The organism is Parendozoicomonas sp. 209JJ7-1 (genome assembly GCF_058147085.1).
This window is the reverse complement of the sequence record NZ_JBYVJU010000001.1, coordinates 393,847-418,228: the sequence shown is the minus strand read 5'-3', so window position 1 is coordinate 418,228 and position 24,382 is coordinate 393,847. Positions and strand designations below refer to the sequence as shown.

The following is a 24,382-nucleotide window of genomic DNA, read 5'->3' as shown; positions in this document are numbered from 1 at the left end:
CCAACATCAGAACCTGCGCTGCTAAAAACGCAGGATAATCACTTTATCTTTTGCATTCTTTTGAACTCTTCGTTCTTATAATATGAATCAATCCAATATGCTTCCCAATCAGTCTTCGACGGATGAGGATATTATCTCTCTGTCGGAAATTTTCCATGTTCTGAATAATCACAAGTGGGCTATCGCGGGCTTTACCTTTGCCGTTACCCTGTTAGCGATTTTGATCGCCTTTTCTCTTACTCCCATCTATCAGGCGACAGCTGTTCTGCAGATTGAGCAGGAGCAGGCCAAGGTTGTTTCAATTGAAGAAATGTATGGGATTGACAGTGGTGGTGACAGCTATCTGAATACTCAGTATGAAGTATTGAAATCCCGTGCGGTGATGGAAAAGGTAGTTCAAAAACTGAACCTGCTGAATACCCCTGAGTTTAATACCAGCCTTCAACCCAGGCCCTGGTATGCCGGCTTTCTGAACTGGAGAAACTGGTTTGGCCTGACTAAGCCTGACAATGAAGAGGGGCGGGAAGAGCGTATCCTTAATGCTACTGTTGATACGCTGCTTAATAATGTTGACGTTACACCTGTTAAGAAAACCCAGATTGTTAAGGTCAGTGTAACCTCTGAGAGTCCAAAGCTGGCTGCTCAAATCGCTAACGAAATTGCTGATGCCTATATCGGCTCCTATCTGGAAGCCAAGCTGTCTCTGACAACAAGTGCCACTTCCTGGATGCAGCAACGTCTGGAAGACCTTTCCAGCAAACTGAAAACAGCAGAAGAAGAGCTGCAAAACTACCGTGAAAAAGAGAACCTGATTGAGCTGGAGGGTGTACTCACTATCTCCAATAATGAATTGAGAGCTCTGACGGAATCTCTTGTTGATGTCCGCAAAACCCTGACTGTGTCCGGCAATATTTACCGCCAGATTCAGGTCAGTAAACAGAAAGGGGAGAAGGACTTCAGCTCTCTACCCGCAGTGTTGTCTCATCCCCTGATTCAGGATCTGAAACAGGAAGAATCCAAAGTTGAACGAAGTGTACAGGAACTCTCTCGCCGTTATGGTTCCAAGCATCCGAAGATGATCTCTGCCCGCAGCGAACTGCGCAGTATAAAAAGTGATATTGAAAACCAGATTGGGCGAATCGTTAATGGTATTGAGCGAGAGTATAAAATTGCAAAAGACAACGAAGCCTCTCTGGCCAGGGCAGTAGCTGAAGCCAAAACCCAGGCTCAAAATATTAACCGTAAACAGTTCCAGTTGCGGGCCCTTGAGCGGGAAGTAAAGACTAACAAAGATCTGTACGACGCTTTCTTTAAGCGTATTCAGGAAACCAGTGCGACCAGTGACCTGCAAACAGCCAATGCTCGTGTTGTCGACAAGGCCTTTACGCCTAACAGCCCGGTAAAACCAAAGAAAAGTTTGATTGTTGCTATAGCTGCAATTCTTGGATTGCTGGTATCCAGTGGTATGGCATTCCTGTTGGAAATGCTGAATAACACTATTCGTTCAGCAAGAGATGTGGAAGACAAGCTGAACCTTCCCGTACTTGGCCTGCTGCCGGTAATCAAGAAGAAAACAGAGGAAGAGATTCACTCCCTGTTTAATGATAAAAGCGAGCATGGTTTTGGTGAGGCTGTCCGGACGATCCGTACCAGCCTGAGTTTAACCGCACTTGATAAAGATCATCGAATATTCGCGGTAACATCCTCTGTGCCAGGTGAAGGGAAGTCCACAGTCAGCTGTAACCTGGCAATGGCTATGGGCCAGTTGGGTAAAACCCTGATTATTGGTTGTGATATGCGCCGCCCGACACTGGGTAAGCGCTTAGGCATGAAAGGCGGCTTGCCGGGGCTTTCTAATGTACTGAGTGGTTCCAGCCAGGTGAGTGAGTGTATTCATAGCCACGACGATATTGATGTTATGCCCTCTGGATTGATTCCTCCTAACCCGCAAGAGCTTCTGGCCAGTGAGCGTTTCGGAAAAATGCTGGAAGCCCTGCGCAAAGTGTACGACACCATTATTCTGGATTGTCCTCCGGTGCAAAACGTAAGTGATTCCTTGATGGTGGGTAAGGCCAGTGATGGGCTTGTTTATGTTGTGGAAACCGGGCGTGTGCATGTACCGGTCATTTCCAATGCTATTGGTCGTCTGCTGCAGGCGCAGGCTCCGTTGACCGGAGTTGTTTTGAATAAAGTTGATCCGGATAAGAAGGATCGTTATGGCTATAACTCTGGGTATTATGACTATGAGGGCTATAGTCAGAGTGGTTAATATTACCTGAGTCCAACAGGCTCCTGGCATAAATATGGTACCAGCTCGAAACCTTTCTAAAACATTTAAAACATCTAAAGCAAGAGTGGAAATGGTTTTTCCGCTCTTTGCCGTTTTCTGAAAATAATTACCCTATGAAGATTATTCCAGTCATTATGTCCGGTGGTTCAGGCAGTCGTTTGTGGCCGCAGTCCCGGTCTTATTACCCAAAACAGTTCCTGCCACTTGTTAACGAAAAAAGCATGCTGCAGAACACGCTACAACGGTTAGAAGGTATTTCTCATGCAGTAGCACCCCTTATTATTGCGAATGAAGAGCACAGGTTTATTGTTGCTGAGCAAGCCCGACAGCAGGGTATTGAATATCAAGCCATTATCCTTGAACCTGTCGGACGTAATACCGCTCCTGCTATAGCAGTTGCGGCTTTTGAAGCGTTAAAAGGTTGTGAAGATGCTTTACTGCTGGTTCTGGCTGCTGACCATGTTATCGAAGACAATAAAAGCTTCCAGGAAGCTGTTGCCACGGCTGGAAAGAGTGCAGAGCAGGGTAATATAGTTACCTTTGGGATTGTTCCCACTCACCCGGAAACGGGTTATGGCTATATAAAAAGTCAGCACCCGGCCATTCACCGGGAAGGCATTCATCGGGGAGAATGCTCAGAAGTTGAAAAATTTGTTGAGAAGCCTGATCTGGAAACAGCTGAAAAGTACCTGAGCGACGGTAATTACTACTGGAACTCTGGAATGTTTCTGGTGGGTGCCAGGCGTTATCTGGAAGAGTTACAGGCCTTCCAGCCTGAAATTTATCGATCCTGTCAAGCGGCTGCAGAACAGTCCACAAGAGATATGGACTTTGTACGCCTGGATAAGGAAGCGTTCACCAGCTGCCCTGATGATTCCATCGACTATGCCATTATGGAAAAAACGGCTGATGCCGTGATGGTACCGCTGGATGCCGGCTGGTCTGATGTAGGGTCCTGGTCGGCCCTGTGGGAACTGGGGGAAAAAGATGAACAGGGCAATGCCTCAACCGGTGATGTTATTACCCATAACAGCAAAAACTGCTATATCCGGGCTGAACAAAAACTGATTGCTACTGTTGGCGTTGATGATCTGGTGATATCCGAAAGCGACGACGCTATTCTGGTGGCTCATAAAGACAAGGTTCAGGACGTAAAAAAGGTTGTTGAGCAATTGAAAGCCAAAGGCCGTACCGAGGCAACCCTGCATCGAAAGGTCTATCGCCCATGGGGTTGCTATGACTCTATTGATAATGGTGATCGATTCAAGGTTAAACGCATTACAGTAAACCCAGGTGAAAAACTATCGGTGCAAAAGCATCACCACCGGGCTGAACACTGGATTGTGGTGAGTGGAACTGCAAAAGTGACATTGGGTGAAAAAGAAATTCTGGTGACAGAAAACCAGTCTACCTATATTCCCATCGGTGAGATTCATTCTCTTGAAAACCCGGGAAAAATCCCACTCCACCTTATCGAAGTACAAACAGGCTCTTATCTCGGTGAAGACGATATCGTTCGTCTAAAAGACAGATATGGTCGGTAAATCCCTCTAACCTATCCATGATCCATTTATACCAGAAGTGACTTCAGCTCTGCTGGCAGTAGTAATGGGAATGGATAGCTTAAACAGAAAATTTCCGAGATTTTATGACTAAGAAAACTGCACTTATTACCGGCGTCACTGGCCAGGATGGTTCTTACCTGGCTGAATTTCTGCTCAGGAAAGGCTATGAAGTGCATGGTATCAAGCGCCGTGCTTCATCCTTTAATACTGAGCGTGTAGACCATATTTATGAAGACCCGCACGTAGAGCATCAGAACTTCACCCTGCACTATGGTGACTTAAGCGACAGCTCTAACCTGACCCGTATCATCAAGGAAGTGCAGCCGGATGAAGTTTACAACCTGGCGGCACAATCCCATGTAGCCGTATCCTTTGAATCACCGGAATATACCGCAGATGTGGATGCTCTGGGGACTCTGCGTTTATTGGAAGCAATCCGCTTTCTGGGGCTGGAAAAGAAAACCCGTTTTTATCAGGCTTCTACTTCTGAGCTTTACGGTCTGGTTCAGGAAATTCCGCAAAAGGAAACGACTCCATTCTATCCCCGTTCCCCTTATGCCGTCGCCAAAATGTACGCCTACTGGATTACCGTAAACTACCGGGAAGCCTACGGTATGTACGCCTGCAACGGTATCCTTTTTAACCATGAGTCTCCTCGCCGTGGTGAAACCTTCGTCACCCGAAAAATTACCCGGGGGCTGAGTAATATCAGTCAGGGGCTGGAAAAGTGCTTATACCTCGGCAATATGGATGCCCTGCGGGACTGGGGCCATGCCCGTGACTATGTGGAAATGCAATGGCTGATGCTACAGCAGGAACAGCCGGAAGATTTTGTAATAGCGACAGGTGTCCAGTATTCCGTGCGCCAGTTTGTGGAATTGACTGCCCGGGCCATGGGGGTAAATATTCGCTGGGAAGGTGCGGGTATTGAAGAGTGTGGTTATGTGGAAAGTTTTGATGCTGAGAAGGCGCCTGGATTGAAAGCCGGACAGAAGATTGTGGCTGTTGATCCCCGTTACTTCCGTCCTGCTGAAGTGGAAACCCTGCTGGGTGATCCATCCAGTGCCAAGCAAAAACTGGGCTGGGAGCCGACGACTTCACTGGAAGAGATGGTGGCAGAGATGGTTGAGCATGATCTGGCCAAAGCGCAGCAGCACGCTTTGCTCAAGTCCCACGGTTATGAAGTGAAAGTGACCCGCGAGTAACCTTTCTTCCTGGTTTTGATAGAGCGCCGTGTGGCGCAGACAGATATGGAACTTTTTGGTGCGGTTTAGAGATTTTGGGGTGCGTTCAAGCCACTTTGCTGTTCAGAGTGTGTGGGTGATGGCTGGTCAGGGAATAGTGGCCGTTCTAGGCCTGGCTGTGATGGTGATTGTAACCAAACTCCTGGATAAAGAGGTGTTTGGCGAATATCGCTATATCATGTCGTTTATTGGCTTTCTGGGTATATTTACTCTGTCTGGCATGGCAGAAGCGGTGACTTTGGATATTGCCCGGGGGCATACCGTGTCCCTGCGTACTATCAGACGACACAAGTTTCGGTGGGGGCTGATCGGACTTATCACAGGCCTTGGTGTAGCCGGATACTATCTGTATCAGGGCAATACCCATGTAGGGTTAGGTATTGCGATAGTCGCAGTTGCTGTGCCGCTGTATGAAAATTATGCCGTTTATCATTTGTATCTGCGGGGCAGGCAACGCTTTTGGCAGTCATCTCTATTGCTTTCAATGACCAGGGTTGTGGTCTCAATTGGCTTGATTGCGATAGCCGTTCTTACCAAAAATCTCTATCTGATACTGCTGGGAGCGATTCTTCTTCCTATTGCCGTCAACTATCTGCAATACCGGCGGGTGGTTCCCCATGGGGTGGATGACCCGCCCACCCCTGCGCCACAGACTGAACACACGCTGTCCTATGGAAAGTATTTATCAGTGCTGGGCGTTCTCTGGACGGTGGTGGCGTTGCTGGATACCTGGCTGATCTGGCACTGGTATGATTCGGCGACTCTGGCAGAATATGCCGTCGCCAGCACAATTCCCACGATGACAGGTGCCTTGCTGGGTTCTATCTCTCAGGTTACGCTGCCACGATTTGCGCAGATGAAGCCAGGTTTTGATGATCTGATTTCCAGGGCAAAACCCATTGCTCTGCTAGGGCTGGCGCTTGTGACGATAGCCTTTGGCTACTGGCTGCTGGCACCGCTGGTTCTGGGGCTATTGTTTCCCGAGTACCAGCTGGCGATTGAGATGACACGGATTATGGCCTGGGTGATAGTACTGATTCCTGTACATAATATTGTCGGTCAGCTGTTAGCGGCTAACAAAAAAAAGAGAACTCTGTTTGTTTTGCCGTGGATTTGCATGGGGACATTTGTGGCCGTTTTCTTCCTGTTCGCCCCCAGCAAGCTGGCACCTGTCTATGCTGTGGTGGGTCGTGAGCTGATGATGTGTATCATGGTGCTGACTCTGGTGTATATCTATTTTTTCAGAAAGGGGCGTTCTGCCCTCAGCCCCTCTCAGCCCAGTCGTCAGGGTTAAATTTGAATCCAGTCGGGGGGAATCATATCGTCCATAAGGAAATCTGGATGATTGATCCAGCGTGAAGGTGTGATGACAATTTTGTTGGCGTGGGGGTTGAGGTATGCTCCCCACCATGAAAACGACGAATTGCCGATAATGCAGTGTTGTGAGCAGCTGATCAGGTACATATCCAGATGGGAGTCCGACCCCTGGTTATGGTCAATAAAATGTACCTGATGACCTGAGAGGTTCAGGTATTCACGGCACCAGGGGATGTCGTTTGAAAATATATACCACTCGATATTTGGCAGGCGCTGTTTCATATACGCAATTGCCCGTGTGTAATAGTCGTGGTCACAGATACCCGTATATAACGGATGGTTGACATAATCTCCACGCCTGATATGCACTGCGACCGAAGAACTGTTTTGCATCTGCTCAGCCAGCTGGTGATTAGGGTCTGTCACTTTATAAAAGGTAAAGGTCTGTTTAATCTGATCGCAGCAGGCATCCCAGTATTTATAACTCTGAAAATAGCCGTCATAGTACCCATAGTCTGAATCAATGACATTGGACTGGTGAGACAGGTAAATCGATTCCAGAAAATATTCAGGATTGTGTCGAGAGGTGCCACGGATTTTGTTCATTATCTTACGCCATGACAACTCCCTGCCCAGCAGCGCTACTGTCCGGCCTTTATAGAGAGTGAGGTCTGAGGAGGAAGCAAGCTTCAGTGACAGGTTAAAGGCAGTATCTAACTCCAGCGATCGTAGAGAATCAAAACTAAAGTTTGTAGTGTCATAAAAAACCTGATATCCATGTTTTTCACACGCCATGGCAAAGGCGTATTGAAACATTTGATTGCCCAGCCCGCCCTGGATTTTAATAATTTTTTTCATACTCATGAGAAAAGACGCTCAAATATCTGTTGAAATTGGGGGCGACAGGTTGTGATGGAGAACTGTTCGGAATACCTGCTAAGCCTTTCCTGTTTACCGGAACCCTGCTTATACAGGCGGTGCATTTCCACACCCAGAGCCTTGTAGTCTGCCACGGCTACCAGAGATCCATACTGCCCCTGTTTCAGAATTTCCCGGGGGCCAGTCGGTGCATCGGTTGATACAACAGGAATACCCAACGCCAGGGCCTCGACAATTATCAATCCAAAGGATTCTATATTGCTGGATACCACCAGACCGGACGCGTGACGCATATGCCGGTAAGGGTTGGCGCACCAGCCATGCAGGGTGATTCGGGCTTCCAGACCACAATCTTTGATCAGGTTTTCCGTCAGATCACGATCAGGGCCGTCCCCGATGATGTCAAGATGCAGCGGAGAATCCAGAGTGTTCACCGCATAATTCGCTGCCTGGATCAGGGTATCCAGCCCTTTTTCAATGTTGCTCAAACGACTCACAAAAACCAGTGGATGCTGTGAAGTGATAGTGCAGGGGCACGACTGCAGGGACTGGGCACGAATAGCCCCCAGATCCATCCCGTTGTAGATAGTTGTAATCTTGTGGCCCACGCCGGGGCAAACGGCGGCAATGCGCCGGGCCAGATTCTGGTTAACGGTGATAACATGGTCACCCAAGTAGGCGAATAAAGCCGCCTCGGGCAGAATTTTCCAGCTACCCCAGAGTCCGTGGCACCAGTAGACCAGTTTATATTTCTGTCGTTTGACCAGCCGCTCCCAGAGTAGGTAGGGTGTAAAAATAAAATGCGCAGCCATAACCAGATCAGGGTTCTGTTCTCTGATCAGTGGGAGAGCCTTTTGGAATCTCCTGGGTCCAAAGGTGGGTCCAAAACCAAGGCGATGCACTGTCACTCCCGGCCCAAAGTCAGCCAGGGGGGCTTCCAGGCAGTCGAAAGGCAAATAGACAATCAGGTGAATCTGATAGTTGTTCCAGTCTTTAAGCAGGGTGCGCATCATCATTTCGACCCCTCCGCCTGGTCCCCCCTTGGCGCTGACATCCCACATACCTAGCACGGTAACGGTTTTCTTGAATGGGTAAGCGGTCATGACAATTCCTTGAAAATAAAGCTGTTAAAATCAGTTCCCCCGGTTGCGGGCCAGATACTGAGTGTGCTGGTAGGTAGCAATAATAACACTGCTTTTCATCTTGGAGAGGAGGCCTGATTTATCAATGGAGCGTAAAACAGGCGGGATTGTATCTTCATTTTACAATATGTGCTATTGCGAGTGATTGAAAAATGTACAAAGCAGGAATATCAGTTTGAGCCCAGTGGTGATAAGAGGGGACTTGCGTTTTTTGACAGGCACTCTAAAAAAGATTTTTCAGGTTGTGAATAGATGAATGAAAAAAATAATGGCAGTAAATTGTCCTGTGCTGTCAGTGTTATAGTTCCTATATATAATGTGGCTGACTATATTGCTAAGTGTTTAGATTCTCTTGGTCGTCAAAGTTTTCCTGATTGTGAGGTTGTTCTTGTCGATGACGGCTCGACTGATAGCAGTTCAGTCATTGCACAAGAGTACGCCTGTAAATATTCAGTTTTTAAATATTATCGAAAAGAAAATGGAGGGTTAAGTGATGCCAGAAACTATGGAATAAGAAAATCTTCTGGTCGTTACCTTATGTTTGTTGATTCGGATGACTGGGTTGATGATGATTTTGTAAAATCTATGTATGAGAAAATTATAAAAACTTCATCAGATATAGTTGCTTGTGACTATGTTCAAACAGATAGAGAAGTAAATACAAAAACCAATAAGCAGAGCTTTCGTAATGGGCAGGTGATTTCAAGATCAGATCTTATAAGAATAGGTTGTCACGCATGGAATAAAATTTATAAAAGAGATTTCTTTTTATATTATGGAATATCCTTCCCCAAAGGAAAATATTATGAGGATCTGGATGCTATAGGAAGAATCGTGTTTCTTGCAAATAGAATAACATTCTGTGCTGAAACCAGATATTATTACCGTGTTCGACCAGAAGCAATAACACAGAAAATAGAACCTTTATACGATATTGCCTCATCTTTAAAATCTGTTGAGCGATTTCTGATTGATCGTGACCTGAAAAAAACAAATATTCTAGAATGGTATGAAATGGTGATGTCAGGTCTCCACTATCCTGTTAAGGTTTCTATAAAAAAAGGAGATCTAAAGTTATTTCTTTTTTTTGTGTGTGTGTTCAAAAAATATATTTGTAGTTTTAAAACACTGGCAAGGTTAATGATAAGGAGTAAATACAGCTTTAGTAGACATTCATTGTTGTCTGCATTTTTGGTGCTTGTATCTCTTTTTGTTAAGAAGCCGAAGTTGTCCACCTTCTAAATTCGAAAGAAAATTATGTTTAAGAGATTAAATCTCTGAGGGTCATATTCCCCACAGTTTGCTTCGCTTAGAAGCTGTCTGAAAAGTCATTGATTGCCATATCCAGGACCTGTTTTCGAATACCTGGCATACAAGCCCTGTAGCGATATTCGAGCATAAAGGTTTTCGTGTCACAGTCCTGGTTTTTACAGCGGTAACGCTGGCGGCCACTACGATTGAAACCTGATTTTCGGATATTGGAGCTGGTGCAGTTGGGGCAGAGAACTTCAGTAAAACACGGCATTGTGAAAATAGGTCATGATGCCCTAACGGACGAGATTGTGGCTACCCGTCCAACATGCCCTCTGAAACACACATTTGGCCCACTACCGAAATGGTTACGGAAATGGTTGAGAGTGATCTGACTAGAGCAAAACAACATGCTCTGCTTAAATCGCATGGTTATAAGGTAAAAGTAACCCGAGAATAATTATGAATATAGGACTTATCACTGCTCGTGGAGGCTCGAAAGGTCTACCAAGAAAAAATATACTTCCATTCAATAGCTACCCACTAATTGCATGGTCCATTAATGCAGCACACAAATCAAAAGCTATTGATTGTGTTTATGTAACAACTGAAGACGCAGAAATCGCAGAAATCAGCCGTCAATACGGAGCAGAAATCATTGATCGCCCAGATGAGCTGGCTCAGGATGAATCTGGTAGCGAACCTGTAATTCAACATGCCTTGGTTTATCTGGAAAATAAAAATATAAAAATAGATAACATATGTTTATTACAACCAACCTCTCCGCTCCGTACAGCCCAAAACATTGATGAAGCTTTTGAATGTTTAAATTTTCATAATGCTTACTGTGTAATCAGTGTTTTTGAGCCACACCATAGTGCTGCCAAAGCTTTTAAGTTGAATGAAGATGGCTCTATAGTTGGTATGCTTTTTGAGGATGCACCATATACACCTAGACAAAATCTACCAGTTACACTTCAACCTAATGGTGCAATTTATTGGTTTTCTGCAAAACGGTTTAGTGAAAGTAGAAAGATCCCAAGAGTAGGCGTTTTCCCCTACGTGATGAGTGAAAAAGAATCTATCGATATCGATAATCTTAAAGATTTCAAAAAAGCAGAATTTTTCGTTAAAAAATAGGTTGATTAAAATGAAACCAGTATTTGAGATATCAGGTCGTAAAATTGGCTATGATTACGATCCTTTAGTTATTGCGGAGATTGGTATTAACCATGAAGGCAATTTAAAAACAGCCTTTGAAATGGTAGATGCTGCAATAAAGGCAGGTGCAGAGATCATCAAACACCAGACACACGTTGTTGAAGATGAGATGAGTGCTGATGCCAAAAAGGTAATTCCTGGGAATGCAGATACTTCCATCTATGAAATTATGGCCCGTTGTGCACTAAGCGAAGAAGATGAAACAAAGCTTAAAGAATACGTAGAATTACAAGGCGCAATCTTTATTAGCACGCCATTTTCCCGTGCAGCAGCATTGCGGTTAGAGCGTATGGGAGTACAGGCTTATAAGATCGGGTCTGGTGAGTGCAATAACTATCCCTTACTTGAGCTGGTAGCCAGCTTTGGTAAACCAGTGATACTTAGCACAGGCATGAATGACATCGCATCTATAAAAAAATCTGTAGATCTCTTTCATAGATATAATACGCAATACTGCTTGCTCCATTGCACTAATGTTTATCCAACTCCAGACCACCTGATACGCCTTGGCGGTGTAGAAGAGCTTTCAAGAGAATTTCCAGATGCCGTAGTAGGTTTATCTGATCATAGTATTGATAACCTAGCATGCTTAAGTGCTATTGCTGTTGGAGCTTCTGTTCTTGAGCGCCACTTTACGGATCATAAAAGCCGCCCGGGTCCTGACATAGAGTGTTCAATGGATATAAAAGAGTGTGCCGAGCTTATCAGGCAGTCAAAGCGCGTTAAAGCGATGCGTGGTGGCAGCAAAGGCGCTATAGCTGAAGAAAAAGTGACTATTGATTTCGCTTATGCCAGCGTAGTCAGCATTGCTCCTATTAAGGCTGGTCAAAAGTTTTCTAGCGAAAACATTTGGGTAAGAAGGCCAGGTACCGGTGACTTTCTGGCTGAAGAGTATCAACAGTTACTTGGCAAAACTGCCATCTGTGATATTGAAGCAGATGTACAGCTCAAAAAGGAGTTTGTGAAAGAAAATGAATAAGAGAATTCTGTTTCTGACGGGCACACGGGCTGATTTTGGTAAACTTAAAAGTCTGATAAAAAAAGTAGAAGATGCAGAGGAGCTTGAAGAGCACCTATTTGTTACGGGTATGCACATGCTCGCAAAATATGGTATGACTGCCAAGGAAGTGGAAAAATCAGGTTTTCAATCAATCTATAAATACATTAATCAGAATACTGAAGATACGATGGATGTCATTCTGGCAAAAACAATTCAAGGATTGTCTGACTATGTCAAGGAATTAGAACCTGACATGATTGTTGTCCATGGTGATAGAGTGGAAGCTCTTGCAGGGGCAACCGTAGGTGCATTAAACAATATTCTTGTAGCTCATGTAGAAGGGGGGGAAGTATCTGGTACCATCGACGAACTCATTCGTCATTCTGTTTCTAAAATGGCACATATTCATTTTGTTTGTAATGAAAATGCAAAAAAACGTTTGATACAGCTGGGTGAACTTGAATCCAGTATTTATGTTATCGGTTCACCAGATATTGACATCATGAATTCTTCTTCATTGCCAACTCTAGAAGACGCTAAATTAAGGTACGAAATCCCATTTGAAGAATATGCGATGTTCATGTACCACCCGGTAACAACAGATACAGATAATTTATCGCACCACATCAGTCAGACTGTCGATGCGCTTCTGGATAGTGGTGATAACTATATTGTTGTCTATCCAAATAATGATCATGGTTCTGATATCATTATTCATGAATTGCAAAGACTGGCTCGTCATTCACGGTTCAGGATTTTTCCTAGTATCAGATTTGAATGTTTTTTAACCTTCTTGAAAAACTCCCAATATATGATTGGTAATTCAAGTGCTGGTGTTCGAGAAGCACCATTTTATGGTTTGCCATCTATAAATCTTGGCTCTAGACAAGCAAATCGTGCAAATGCACATTCCATTATTAATTCACCTGAAAATAACCAACAAATCCTAAAAAAAATTAAGCTGGCAAAACAAAATATATATCCACCAGTATATGAATTTGGTGATGGAAGAAGTGATGAACTCTTTATAAGAGAATTAAAGAAAAAAGAAATATGGGATACATTTCATCAAAAACAATTTGTTGATCTACCTCATTAGAGTACTGTTGAAATTACTTAATAATTGTATGTTATCTAAACCCAAAAAGTTTATTTTAAAGTGGTGTTCATCAAAGCATCTATCTCCACATGAGATTAGCGGTGCCCTATGGCTTTCATTTGAGAAGGTTGCAATATTATTAGGTGGTTTTTTTTGTACTGCTATCCTGGCACGAGCTTTAACGCCTGAAACATTTGGCATCATAGCCTATTGTCAGGGGGTATTGGCCCTCATAATGGTTTTTGCAACTTTAGCGCTTGATGGGCTGTTGTTAAAGTATTTCTCTGAGGAAAAACATTCTGCTGAAATTATAATCGGCACAGCGGTCACACTTCAATTTGCAGGTTTTTTATTGCTGCTTGCTATAAGTGAAGTATATATAAGTATTGAAAAAGAAAGTTTAAATTACCCAATAATATTGCTGGTTATTTGCACATCACTGTTTTTTAGAAGAGCTGAAGTGTTAGCACAATATTTCAAGGTGAATAAACATTCTAACCTTATAGCGAAAGGTAGGTTTATAGCAAGATTTGTATCGATTATTTATGTTGCAGGCCTCTATGTATTAAAAGTAAACGATGTTATTTTGTATTCTCTATATTTCCTAGTTGAAGCTAGCATTTTTGCCCTGATCTTAAGTGTCTTTTTTTATAAGAAAAAAAAGAAAAGAAAAATGAGGTTTTCATTAACTCTGGCAAAAAAGATGCTTAAAGACGCCATGCCAGATATTATTGCAGGGGCAATTCTTCCTTTATCTTTAAATTTGAATATAATACTTATAGGAAAATATTTTGATGAAAAGGAAGTGGCGTTCTATTCTGTTTCATTTGTTTTATGTGGCGCTGCACTACAACTATTTAATGCAGTCTGCGATGCGCTATATAAGAAATTAACTATATTACATAACGAAGATAAAAATAAGTTTGTTGATATCAGTGTGTCTTACCTTAGAGGTTCTTTTTTTATTTGTATAGCAGGAGCCATCATTGTCTACTTTATAAAAGAACCTATATATAGCATTGCGTATGGGAAAAAGTATTTAGAAGGAGCATACCTTTTCAGTTATATGATATTTCTATTGCCAGTCCAGGCAAGTTCACGGTTACTATATCGGTTAGTATACATTTATGGTTTGCAGCGTTTTAATTACTGGAGGGTATTGCCTGGTGTTATTCTAAGCTTCTGTATTGCTCTTTGGTTAATTCCTGAATACGGTGCTGTAGGGGGTATATTCAGTTTAGCGGCATACCATATATATGGAGATTTTATAGGGTATCTAATCCATCCAGATCTGAGAAGAAAATTTTTTCCATTGTTTATCAATACAATAAAGTTTAAGAGTAGTAGCACATGCATATAGTTTTCTACAATAATAATCTTGGGAGAAATGGTGGATCAAGAGTTATTCTAAACCTTGCAGAATCTTTCCTAGACGAAGGGTGTGCTGTATCTATCTTGCTTGATGACCCTAAAAATATTGCCTTCCCAATAAAAAAAGGTATTGATGTTTATAGTATCAGTCCAAAAACGGTCAAAAAAATAACCCCTACAATAAATAATATGGCTGGTTACAAGTCGTATAAATGGCCCTTGTCTTTATTTAAAGGGAAGAAATGGATCAGATATAGCAGATATATTTATAGAGTTGTTCAATTGTATTTGTTTAATGAGAAATTAGCGGATAGTATTTCAAGAATTAAACCTTCAGTAATTCTTAATAGTAATATGTATTCGATGTTAGAGTACCAAGTTTTTTTCAGAAAAAAATTCAAAAGCTACATGGTTCTTCATAATTACCCAGCAGAGGTTTATAACAGAAAAGAGTTTATGTCTCTCCGCTCACTCCAATATTACTATCATAAACAGGATATTATTACGGTATCTAAAGCATCAGCGAAAAATATAAAAGAACTATGCCCATCTGTTGGAAGCGTCAATTGCATTTACAATGCTTTCGATTTTGGAAAGATAAGAGGAGACGCAAAAAAAGAGATTTCTAAAGAGCATCAAGTGCAATACGACTATATTGTTATTGTTGGAACTTTGAGTGAAAGAAAGAGAGTGGATAGAGCTGTTAAAGCATTAAAGTTCATTCCTGAATATATTTCATTGGTTGTATGTGGAAGTGGTGAATTAGAAACTAAGCTAAAAAGGCTTGTCAATGACTTAGGTTTAGGGCATAGAATTAATTTCTTAGGTTTTGTGAGCAATCTATTACCAATAATAAAAAAAGCAAAATGCCTTTTATTAACTAGTGATTCAGAAGGGTTGCCAACGGTTTTAATAGAGTCACTCATTGTAGGTACTCCTGTTGTTTCCACAGATTGCCCAACAGGGCCATCAGAAATTCTGATTGGGGATTTTGGAAATCAGCTGGTTCGATTGGATCAATCTGAAGAAAATATTATTGCTAGTATTGCTAAGAAAGTCACTGCTGTTATCAATAATAAAAGCAAAAATGAGAACATTGAAAGATTTTCAAAATATGAAGTTTTAAAAGAGTGGAAGAAATTATTAGGGATTATTTAGTCGGCTATGTTGACAGAAAAAAAAGATAGGCTTGTTGTTGTAAATACTGTATATGGTATTTTGCAATACATATTATTTGATCGTCAATGGCGGAAAAGAGATTACATAGTTTTCACAGAAAGACTACCAGAATTATTTGTTATTAGATTTATTTCCTGTGTGAAATCGGCTGTTGTTTTCAAATATCCTCATGTACGTCTAGTGAGTGGTTTTCATATTGCCTTTGATGATATAAAAAAGCTTAGTTTTATAAAAAATAAACTCAATGAATATGGTGAGATTTATGGTAATATGGATCTGATTTTTTGTAAAACACCAAATGCAAAATTAACACATGTTGATGATGGTATGCTGACTCTTGAAATTCTCAGGAAGAAAAGAGATTATCGATTTTCATCAATCAAGTGGTTGTTAAAAAAAATTATTTATCTAAGTTTAGGGTTTGATAGAAGATTTCATCCAAGCGAATATTGTTATTTGTTGCCAGATAATAAAGATTACAAGAAAGTAGCATTAAATTTTTCAGCTACTTTTTTTAATATGAAAAAAGAGTGGAGTGTCATCAATGAAAATAAAAAAAACGATATTATGAGATTGTTTGATTTTTCAGTTGATATTTTAGATAAAATAAATTCAAAACGGTTTATACTTTTCACTCAACCAATAAGTGAAGATGGTTTGTGTTCTGAAAAAGATAAAATAGAGAGTTATTGTTATTTATTGTCGCAAGAAAATATTAAGTTCAGAGACTTAATAGTGAAACCTCATCCGTCAGAAAAAACTAAATATAAGAATTATTTCCCTGAATCCACTATCCTTCCAAATTTTTTTCCTAGTGATCTGATAGGTTTTTATGATGATATTAGATTTGAAAAATCATTGACCTTGTTTTCATCTTCTGTAAGATCTGTTAAATCTAAAGAGGTGATTTTCGCAGGTACTCCAAAATGTATTAATAAAATAAAAAAGATAGAAGGGTTTAGAGAGGTGGCGGAATGATATTCAGTTCTTTAAAGTTTTACTCTATAGAAAAAGCCTTAAGCGATGATAGTTGATAACGTATCAAAAGATGAAAAGATAATATCATTATACCTTATTTTATTATTGCTACAGGTGCCAATTAATGGGGCTATTTTTAAAAGCAATCTGAATTTGGGTACGGCAGCGTATGCTTTTCTAGATTTTGTTGTTTTTTTATATTTTTTAACCAAAGGTATTAAAAAGAAAAACTTAATTCATAGTTGTGCATTGGCTATTCCAATTTTTTCTTATTTATTGTGGACTTCAGTAAGTTTACTTTGGTCAAAAACTATAGATATAAATTACACAGCAGGCTTAATAGGTAAGGAGTTTTTACGAGTTTTCGTAATGATATTTATTTTATCTGATCTGACACCTAAATCTGCTGGGAGAATATTTTTCTCATCAGCTAGTTTAGCTGGTTTTTTTTATGGTTTGATCGCCATACCATCAGTCGACTTTGTAGCTCAGCTTGGCATTGATATCCCACGAGCACAGTATTTAGATTATAAAGATGCTGTAGGCGTAGGTCGGCCAGCATCATTGTTATGCTTACTAATAGTCATGAGTTTCATGGGTAATTTTATATCAAAAAAACAAGCTATTATTTGTCTTACACCATGCTGCATAATTATGCTGATGTCTTTTTCTAAGGCAAGTATTATTGCTTTAATGTTATCAATTTATATCGTCTATGGATTTTATGGAAATAAATCAAATAATAAAATATTTGGTTTTTTTGTTTTTTTGTTTTTCTCTATAGTGTTTGTTTTTTTGAAATTTGATTATATTCAAGAATATCTTCAAGTGGGTGCTGGCACCCAGATTTCAACATTTACAGGTAGAGCAATTGTCTGGGATACTGTTTTATCTCATATTTTTGATAATATATTGATTGGGCTCGGCGCAAATTCTGTTGGTGCCATCATGTCTAATACATATTTAAGAGTTTACCAAGAAGCACATAATGAATTTTTGCAGCAGATTGTAAATCTTGGATTAATAGGTTTTCTTTTATGGTTATCTATATACGTACTGTATTTTAAGCTGGCATTTAAAATAAAGAATATTCCCTTGAGAAGGCAGTTACTTGCCCCTATTTTGTTTTTTTTGATAGTTGGATTGGTTGAAAGTACGTTAGTTGGAACAGTATTTCCATTATACCTAATAACGTATTTTATATTGTATGGATCTAAGTTGGTACGTGGATCACCATAGGGTTATTGAAAATGTCAGAGGTTTATTTTTTTGCATATGAATGTGAAAATAATACATAATCGCTATCAAGAGCGAGGCGGAGAAGATCTCGTTTTTGAAAGCGAAACTGAACTGTTAAAGTCATTGTTTGGCAATAATCTTAGTGTTTTTGAGGTGTCTAACACCAGAATAAAAAGTTTTTTTGACAAGCTATATACAATGTTGTTTATATCAGAGAACAACAGAAATTTCATTAACTTGGAAATGGAGTTGGATCGAAAGCCTAGTGTTGTACACGTCCATAACTTTTTTCCTTTACTTAGTCCATCGATCTTCAATTTTTATCAGAATGCCAATACTCCTATAGTTCACACTCTTCATAATTTCCGTATATTATGCCCAACTGCAACACTGATGCATGCTGGAAAAATTTGTGAACGAAGCATTCATGAAAACTGTTTCTGGACAATACCAAAGCGTCTTTACAGAAACTCTCTGATAGGTACTGCTGCACTGGCTTATATGGTGGAATACCATAAACGCAAAGGTACCTGGCAAACGCAGGTTGATCGATATATTGCATTAACTGAGTTTGCAAAAAACAAGTTTATTGAGGGTGGCTTTCCGGCTGAAAAAATATCGGTTAAACCGAATTTTATTGAGGACCCTCATCATGGAAGCGAGAGAATAGCTAAGCAAGGTGGATATGCTATTTTTGTAGGGCGGCTGAGTGAAGAGAAGGGATTAAGGGTTTTACTGAATGCTTGGAAAAAGATTAACTACCCCCTGAAGATTGTTGGTGGTGGTCCATTAGAAGGACTAATTAAAGAAGTCAGTGAAAATAGTCCGTATATTGAATTTTTGGGTTTCCAGGGCAAGGAAGTCATTCTATCACTGATGAAAAATGCTGATTTTATGGTGATGGCATCGACATGGTATGAAGGGTTTCCGATGGTGCTTCTTGAGGCCTTTGCTAATGGTACTCCTGCGCTTGTTTCAAATATAGGAGGCATGAAAGAAATTGTGACTGATGCTCGGACAGGCCTGCATTTTGATGCAGGTAGTCCTGAATCCCTGATTGAAAAAGCAGAGTATTTAATACGTCATCCGAGGGAAACACGAGAAATGGGTGAAAATGCCCGTTTGGAGTATCTGCAGAAATATACCCCGGAAATTAATCTGGAAATGCTGCTGAATATCTACCGGCAGACCATCCGTGAGAAAAAGGGTTCATGTCCGTTTTGATTTATAACCACAAAGTCACGCAGGTACATATTTTAAAGTACCCAGTGTTTTCGTGTCTTTGTAGTATATGAAGGCTATGGTTTGGAAGATAGAAGAATTAACTTGCTGAAAATGCAGGTAAGTCAGACAGATATTGCTGAAGTTCTAGGGAAAATCAAAAAGTGGATCAGTACAGGCAGAGGACGCTATATCTGTGTTTCCAATGTTCATATGTGTATGGAAACATTTGATTCCACTGAGTTTCGGAAGGTTGTTAATCAGGCTGATATGGTTGTGCCGGATGGTAAGCCGCTGGTATGGGGACAAAAGCTTCTTGGAAATAAAAATGCCCAGCAAGTGCGCGGGCAATACCTCACTATGGCTTTATGCCAATTGGCTGCTGTCGAAAAGCTGAAGATAGGCTTTTATGGCGGAATGCCTGAAACATTGCCTTTAATGAAACAGCGCCTCATAGAGCAATTTCCTACCCTTTGTATTTCTTATGATTACTCACCACCTTTCCGACCATTAACTACCGAAGAAGATAGCGCAGTGATCAGGGCCATTAATAACTCTGGTGTGCAGATTCTGTTTGTAGGCATTGGCTGTCCAAAGCAGGAACGCTGGATGGCAGCACATAAAGACCAGTTACACTGCGTTATGCTCGGTGTTGGTGCTGCCTTTGACTTTATTGCTGGTAACAAAAAGCATGCGCCAGGCTGGATGCAAACATCTGGCTTAGAGTGGTTATTCCGACTGTTGAGTGAGCCTAAGCGTCTGTGGAAGCGTTACCTGAAACAAAATCCACGGTTTGTATGGTATTTTACCCAGCAATTATTGGGGCGGAAGTTTTAATTCACCTCAAAGTCAATAAGGCATAAAGATTTTATGAAGAAGGTATTTATAGCAGGCCACCGGGGCATGGTGGGTTCTGCCATTGTTCGCCAGTTAAGGGAACAATCTGATGTAGTAGTTATTACCCGCACCCGCAATGAACTGGATTTAACCAACCAGCAGGCGGTGCAGGCCTTCTTTGAAGAAGAACAGATTGATCAGGTTTATCTGGCAGCCGCCAAAGTTGGCGGCATACATGCCAACAACACTTATCCCGCCGGGTTTATTTATGAAAACCTGATGATGGAGTGCAATATTATCCATCAGGCTTATGCGGCCGGTGTAAAGAAGCTGCTGTTTCTGGGTTCCAGTTGTATTTACCCCAAACTGGCACAGCAGCCGATGGTTGAAAATGAGTTGCTGAATGGTCATTTGGAACCAACTAATGAGCCTTACGCCATTGCCAAGATTGCTGGCATTAAACTGTGTGAGTCTTATAACCGCCAGTATGGAGAATCTCAGGGTATAGATTACCGTTCAGTTATGCCCACCAACCTCTATGGCGAGAATGATAACTTTCACCCGGAAAACAGCCATGTGATTCCTGCAATGATGCGCCGCTTCCATGAAGCAAAGCTCCAGGGAGACAGCGAAGTGGTTGTCTGGGGAACGGGTAAGCCTATGCGTGAGTTTCTGCATGTGAATGATATGGCATCAGCCTGTGTCCACGTAATGAATCTGGATTCTGTCGTTTATGCGGCACACACCCAGCCGATGATGAGTCATATCAATGTGGGCACCGGGGTAGACTGCACCATCCGGGAACTGGCTGAGACCATGAAGCAGGTAGTGGGGTTTGAAGGCAAGATTGTTTTTGACACCTCTAAGCCTGACGGAACTCCACGAAAATTGATGGATGTCTCCCGGTTGGAGAAGCTGGGATGGAAGGCTTCTGTCACATTACAGGATGGACTGGCGGAGACTTACCGCTGGTTTCTGGAGCAGGCTGAATACCTGCGGGAAGCGTAACGGGTTACGGTGCTGGGTTATGAATTGTCTACCTTGTTTTAAGGCCTACGATATTCGAGGTCGTATGCCCGATGAACTCAATGAAGATATTGCCTGGCGTATTGGCCGGGCAACAGCAGAGTATCTGAAGCCGAAAATCATCGTTGTAGGCGGCGATATTCGTCTTTCAACCCCTGCGCTTCAATCGGCTCTGAGTGATGGGTTGCGTGCCGGTGGCGCAGATGTGGTTGATATCGGCCTGTGTGGCACGGAAGAAGTTTATTTTGCAACTTCTCATTTGCAGGCTTGTGGTGGGATTATGGTGACAGCCAGCCATAACCCCAAAGACTATAACGGTATGAAGCTGGTTCGGGAACAAAGCAGGCCCATTTCCGGAGATACCGGGTTACGGGAGATCCAGCGTCTGGCTGAAGAGGTATTTACCAAGCGACCAGCATATGTGGATATCAGCCAGGGTGTCTTGCAGGAATGCGATAACCTGGAACCTTATATCGATCATATTCTGGGTTATATCAGACCCGAACAACTCAAACCGTTAAAACTGGTGGTTAATGCTGGTAATGGCGCGGCTGGCCATGTGATTGATGCTATCGAACGGCGGTTTCAGGCTGCTGGAGTACCGGTTGAGTTTATCAAGGTGCATCACCAGCCAAATGGTAACTTCCCTAACGGTATTCCCAACCCACTGTTGCCGGAATGCCGTGCCGATACTGCCAATGCCGTGCTGGAGCATAAAGCCGATATGGGCATTGCCTGGGACGGAGATTTTGACCGCTGCTTTCTGTTTGATGAAAATGGTCGTTTTATTGAAGGATATTATATTGTCGGCCTGCTCGGTGAAGCGTTTCTGGTCCATCAACCGGGCGCGAAAATCATCCATGATCCCCGCTTAACCTGGAATACCATTGAGCAGGTTTCGTCTGCCGGTGGTGTGCCCGTGCTCTGCAAAACCGGCCATGCCTTTATCAAGGAAAGAATGCGTCAGGAAGACGCTGTGTACGGTGGCGAGATGAGCGCTCATCACTATTTCCGGGATTTCGCTTACTGTGATTCCGGCATGATCCCCTGGTTGCTGGTTGCGGAGCTGATGTCAGATAAAAGCAGATCTCTATCGGCTCTTGTTGATGAACGTATTGCGCTTTTCCCTTCATCTGGTGAAATCAATAGCAGGCTTGATAATGCTCAGGAGGCTATTCAGAGAGTGCTGAATATATACAAGGGCGATGCTTATGACGTGGATTACACAGATGGCATCTCTTTGGATATGGGACAATGGAGGTTTAACTTACGTTCCTCCAATACTGAACCTGTTGTACGGTTAAATGTGGAATCCCGTGCTTCTGTTGCTTTAATGGAAGAGAAAACAGCAGAAATTCTGAGTCATCTTCGCAGTGTCTGAACGGTTCTGGCGTGTGCTGGCCATGAGTTGGCTTTTTTTTATCAGCTTATTGTCCGTGGCAAAGAGTGTTAGTATTGGCCATGCGATTTGGGGAAATTTAGAGTTATGGGTAGGAGGAGACGAGGCACTTCATTGTTTTCTGGCTGCTGGCCTTTCCCTGTTAGCGCATTTGGGTTTTGGCCCCTATATCCCAGCATGGCGTAATTACACTCTACTGGTTTTAATTCTTGGGTGTTCTCTGGACGAAGCAGTTCAATTTTTATTGCCTTCTCGTGAATTTAGCTTTCTTGATTTATTTTCCAGTATTACTGGACTTTTCGTGGGATATGGATTGTCTCTGCTATTAATAAAATTTTACTTTGTGAAAACAAAGCCAGAAAAGAAGTAGTTATTCCCTGATTACATCTTCCATAGCTTGTTGATAATTATTATAAACCTGAAGATTTTTTCTTAGCCATGCCTTATACATCATTGGGCCGTACGCGCCTGCCTCTCTATTTACTCTTTGCTTTTGATTTCTTTTTAGCAATATTCAGCGCGAAACTAGCCGAATTTTTGCGATTCCAGACGTTTGAGTTCGCCAGCCCCAACGCCAGCCTGATTTTTATTCAGGCTCTGTTAGTGATTATTTGCTCGTTTATAGCAGGTGTCTATGAACCCTGGCGTGGTCGTGCTTTAAGTGAACGTATGGGGAAAACTATCTGGGCCTGGGTTCAGTCTTTCCTGCTTCTGTTCCTGTTTGTTGTTTCTACCAAAACAGCAGAGAGTTACTCCCGCCTTTGGTTAGGTATCTGGGGCATTATGGCTCTTGTCGTTATAGTCAGTGCCCGTGCTTCGCTTTATCTTTTTCTCGCGAATATGCGCCGTAAAGGCCGTAATTCCCGACATGTTCTGGTTATTGGTGAAGGGCGTAATTTTCGTAAGATACTTGATGAATTTACGGAAGGGAATGAATTTGGTTATCAGTTAAAAGCAGTTGTTAACTATAAAAACAGTGAGCAGGCGGCAGCGGAAGTTGAAGAGCTGCTTGGTCAGAACCAGCACTTTGATGAATGCTGGGTCTGTTTACCCTTGAGGAACAGTGGAGCTATAAAACCTCTGACCCATACTATGCGACATTCCACTATTGATATCCGCTTTATGCCGGGCATGGGAGACCTTCCTTTGTTAAATCATAAGGTTACTCCTGTAGGCGGTTTTTACTCTCTGGATATCAGTTGTACGCCTATGCAAGGCTATAATCGTGTACTTAAATCTGTGGAAGATAAAATTCTTGGTTTTTTCATTCTCCTGCTGATTTTTCCACTCTGCGGTCTTATTGCGCTGGCTGTAAAACTCTCTTCACCCGGCCCGGTTCTGTTCAAACAGTATCGTCATGGTGCGGATGGGCGAAGAATCAAGGTTTATAAATTTCGCTCAATGAAGATTCATTCAGAAGAAAAGGGCAGGGTGACCCAGGCAATAAAGTCTGATCCGCGGGTGACCCCTATTGGCGCTTTTCTTCGCCGCACCAGTCTGGATGAGTTGCCCCAGTTCTATAATGTGATTCAGGGTAAAATGTCCATTGTCGGCCCGCGTCCCCATGCCCTTGAGCATAATGAATATTACAAAGATATGGTGGAATCCTATATGAAGCGCCATAAGGTCAAACCCGGGATTACCGGCCTGGCTCAGGTGAGAGGCTACCGGGGAGAGACAGATACCCTTGAGAAAATGGAGAAGCGGGTAGAGTGTGATCTGGAGTATATGGAGAACTGGTCTGTCGGCCTTGATATTAAGATTATTTTCCAGACAGTTTTCAAAGGGTTTGTTGGCAAAACAGCCTATTAAACGCCGCTACCTTGAAAAACGCCGTAACGGGTGTGAGGATTGTTAACAAGAAATTGAATTCGCCTTTTTCCTCTATCGGCATTGGTGTTTACACAAAATGGTAAGACTGACAGACAGGGAGCAGCAGGTCATCATCCGCACGGTACGGAACTATGACCCTCAGGCGCGATTGCTGTTGTTTGGCTCCCGGGTAGATCCGTTGAAAAAAGGCGGTGATATTGATTTGCTGGTGATCTCAGCCACACTTGATGCCTGGGCAGGGTTTCCCTTTTGTAGTTATTCCATGAATTCTATAGAATCGTGCTTTTCGCA

At 42.2% G+C, this 24,382-nt stretch carries 21 protein-coding genes; 18 read left to right on the top strand and 3 right to left on the bottom strand.

Annotation, left to right across the window (positions count from 1 at the left end; genetic code table 11):
• Positions 1 to 97: 97 nt before the first annotated feature.
• The 4 genes from ACY2RQ_RS01900 to ACY2RQ_RS01885 all read left to right on the top strand — a co-directional run bounded on the left by ACY2RQ_RS01900 (position 98) and on the right by ACY2RQ_RS01885 (position 6,393).
• On the top strand, positions 98 to 2,269 hold the full coding sequence (locus ACY2RQ_RS01900; RefSeq protein WP_490111254.1) for a GumC family protein: 2,172 nt from the start codon (positions 98 to 100) through the stop codon (positions 2,267 to 2,269).
• Between the two features lie 134 nt (positions 2,270 to 2,403).
• Positions 2,404 to 3,834 carry a mannose-1-phosphate guanylyltransferase/mannose-6-phosphate isomerase gene (locus ACY2RQ_RS01895; protein WP_490111253.1) on the top strand — a complete coding sequence of 477 codons (1,431 nt, stop codon included), beginning with the start codon at positions 2,404 to 2,406 and terminating at the stop codon, positions 3,832 to 3,834.
• Between the two features lie 104 nt (positions 3,835 to 3,938).
• A complete protein-coding gene (gene gmd, locus ACY2RQ_RS01890; protein WP_490111252.1) occupies positions 3,939 to 5,060 on the top strand; it encodes a GDP-mannose 4,6-dehydratase in 1,122 nt (373 codons plus the stop codon).
• A gap of 58 nt (positions 5,061 to 5,118) precedes the next feature.
• On the top strand, positions 5,119 to 6,393 hold the full coding sequence (locus ACY2RQ_RS01885; RefSeq protein ID WP_490111251.1) for a lipopolysaccharide biosynthesis protein: 1,275 nt from the start codon (positions 5,119 to 5,121) through the stop codon (positions 6,391 to 6,393).
• Here the strand turns inward: ACY2RQ_RS01885 and ACY2RQ_RS01880 are convergent.
• On the bottom strand, positions 6,390 to 7,280 hold the full coding sequence (locus ACY2RQ_RS01880) for an alpha-1,2-fucosyltransferase (protein WP_490111250.1): 891 nt from the start codon (positions 7,278 to 7,280) through the stop codon (positions 6,390 to 6,392). The two genes, ACY2RQ_RS01885 and ACY2RQ_RS01880, sit on opposite strands and share 4 nt — an antisense overlap.
• Positions 7,277 to 8,398 carry a glycosyltransferase gene (locus tag ACY2RQ_RS01875; RefSeq protein ID WP_490111249.1) on the bottom strand — a complete coding sequence of 374 codons (1,122 nt, stop codon included), beginning with the start codon at positions 8,396 to 8,398 and terminating at the stop codon, positions 7,277 to 7,279. The genes ACY2RQ_RS01880 and ACY2RQ_RS01875 overlap by 4 nt, the downstream gene beginning before the upstream one ends.
• Before the next feature lie 291 nt (positions 8,399 to 8,689).
• Between ACY2RQ_RS01875 and ACY2RQ_RS01870 the strand changes: the two genes are divergently transcribed.
• A complete protein-coding gene (locus ACY2RQ_RS01870; RefSeq protein WP_490111248.1) occupies positions 8,690 to 9,679 on the top strand; it encodes a glycosyltransferase family 2 protein in 990 nt (329 codons plus the stop codon).
• Between the two features lie 67 nt (positions 9,680 to 9,746).
• Here ACY2RQ_RS01870 and ACY2RQ_RS01865 read toward each other — a convergent pair whose 3' ends face one another.
• Positions 9,747 to 9,962, bottom strand: coding sequence for an IS1/IS1595 family N-terminal zinc-binding domain-containing protein (locus ACY2RQ_RS01865; RefSeq protein WP_490111247.1), 216 nt, complete (start codon positions 9,960 to 9,962; stop codon positions 9,747 to 9,749).
• Between the two features lie 188 nt (positions 9,963 to 10,150).
• On the opposite strand from ACY2RQ_RS01865, the gene ACY2RQ_RS01860 reads away from it, so the two are divergent.
• The 13 genes from ACY2RQ_RS01860 (at position 10,151) to ACY2RQ_RS01800 (ending at position 24,070) form a co-directional block, all read left to right on the top strand.
• Positions 10,151 to 10,828: an acylneuraminate cytidylyltransferase family protein gene (locus ACY2RQ_RS01860; RefSeq protein WP_490111246.1), complete on the top strand. Its 678-nt coding sequence runs from the start codon at positions 10,151 to 10,153 to the stop codon at positions 10,826 to 10,828.
• Between the two features lie 10 nt (positions 10,829 to 10,838).
• Positions 10,839 to 11,888, top strand: a complete 1,050-nt coding sequence (locus ACY2RQ_RS01855; RefSeq protein WP_490111245.1) for an N-acetylneuraminate synthase family protein — start codon at positions 10,839 to 10,841, stop codon at positions 11,886 to 11,888.
• Entirely contained in the window at positions 11,881 to 13,008 is a 1,128-nt protein-coding gene (neuC, locus tag ACY2RQ_RS01850) for a UDP-N-acetylglucosamine 2-epimerase (RefSeq protein WP_490111244.1), read from the top strand. The genes ACY2RQ_RS01855 and neuC overlap by 8 nt, the downstream gene beginning before the upstream one ends.
• A gap of 28 nt (positions 13,009 to 13,036) precedes the next feature.
• Positions 13,037 to 14,368, top strand: coding sequence for an oligosaccharide flippase family protein (locus ACY2RQ_RS01845; RefSeq protein ID WP_490111243.1), 1,332 nt, complete (start codon positions 13,037 to 13,039; stop codon positions 14,366 to 14,368).
• The gene (locus tag ACY2RQ_RS01840; protein WP_490111242.1) at positions 14,359 to 15,537 is read left to right on the top strand and encodes a glycosyltransferase; all 1,179 of its coding nucleotides are present in this window, start codon (positions 14,359 to 14,361) and stop codon (positions 15,535 to 15,537) included. Before ACY2RQ_RS01845 ends, ACY2RQ_RS01840 begins: the two co-directional genes overlap by 10 nt.
• A 6-nt stretch (positions 15,538 to 15,543) precedes the next feature.
• Positions 15,544 to 16,536: a glycosyltransferase family 52 gene (locus ACY2RQ_RS01835; protein WP_490111241.1), complete on the top strand. Its 993-nt coding sequence runs from the start codon at positions 15,544 to 15,546 to the stop codon at positions 16,534 to 16,536.
• 45 nt (positions 16,537 to 16,581) lie between these two features.
• Positions 16,582 to 17,775 (top strand): O-antigen ligase family protein, encoded by a 1,194-nt coding sequence (locus tag ACY2RQ_RS01830; RefSeq protein ID WP_490111240.1) that lies wholly within the window; start codon positions 16,582 to 16,584, stop codon positions 17,773 to 17,775.
• Positions 17,776 to 17,811: 36 nt separating this feature from the next.
• Positions 17,812 to 18,999, top strand: a complete 1,188-nt coding sequence (locus ACY2RQ_RS01825; protein WP_490111239.1) for a glycosyltransferase family 4 protein — start codon at positions 17,812 to 17,814, stop codon at positions 18,997 to 18,999.
• Positions 19,000 to 19,080: 81 nt separating this feature from the next.
• The gene (locus ACY2RQ_RS01820; protein ID WP_490111238.1) at positions 19,081 to 19,833 is read left to right on the top strand and encodes a WecB/TagA/CpsF family glycosyltransferase; all 753 of its coding nucleotides are present in this window, start codon (positions 19,081 to 19,083) and stop codon (positions 19,831 to 19,833) included.
• A gap of 33 nt (positions 19,834 to 19,866) precedes the next feature.
• Positions 19,867 to 20,841, top strand: a complete 975-nt coding sequence (fcl, locus tag ACY2RQ_RS01815; RefSeq protein WP_490111237.1) for a GDP-L-fucose synthase — start codon at positions 19,867 to 19,869, stop codon at positions 20,839 to 20,841.
• A 19-nt stretch (positions 20,842 to 20,860) separates the two neighbouring features.
• Positions 20,861 to 22,240, top strand: a complete 1,380-nt coding sequence (locus tag ACY2RQ_RS01810) for a phosphohexomutase domain-containing protein (protein ID WP_490111236.1) — start codon at positions 20,861 to 20,863, stop codon at positions 22,238 to 22,240.
• Positions 22,233 to 22,628 (top strand): VanZ family protein, encoded by a 396-nt coding sequence (locus ACY2RQ_RS01805; protein WP_490111235.1) that lies wholly within the window; start codon positions 22,233 to 22,235, stop codon positions 22,626 to 22,628. The genes ACY2RQ_RS01810 and ACY2RQ_RS01805 overlap by 8 nt, the downstream gene beginning before the upstream one ends.
• 68 nt (positions 22,629 to 22,696) lie before the next feature.
• The gene (locus ACY2RQ_RS01800) at positions 22,697 to 24,070 is read left to right on the top strand and encodes an undecaprenyl-phosphate glucose phosphotransferase (RefSeq protein WP_490111234.1); all 1,374 of its coding nucleotides are present in this window, start codon (positions 22,697 to 22,699) and stop codon (positions 24,068 to 24,070) included.
• Positions 24,071 to 24,382: the final 312 nt, after the last annotated feature.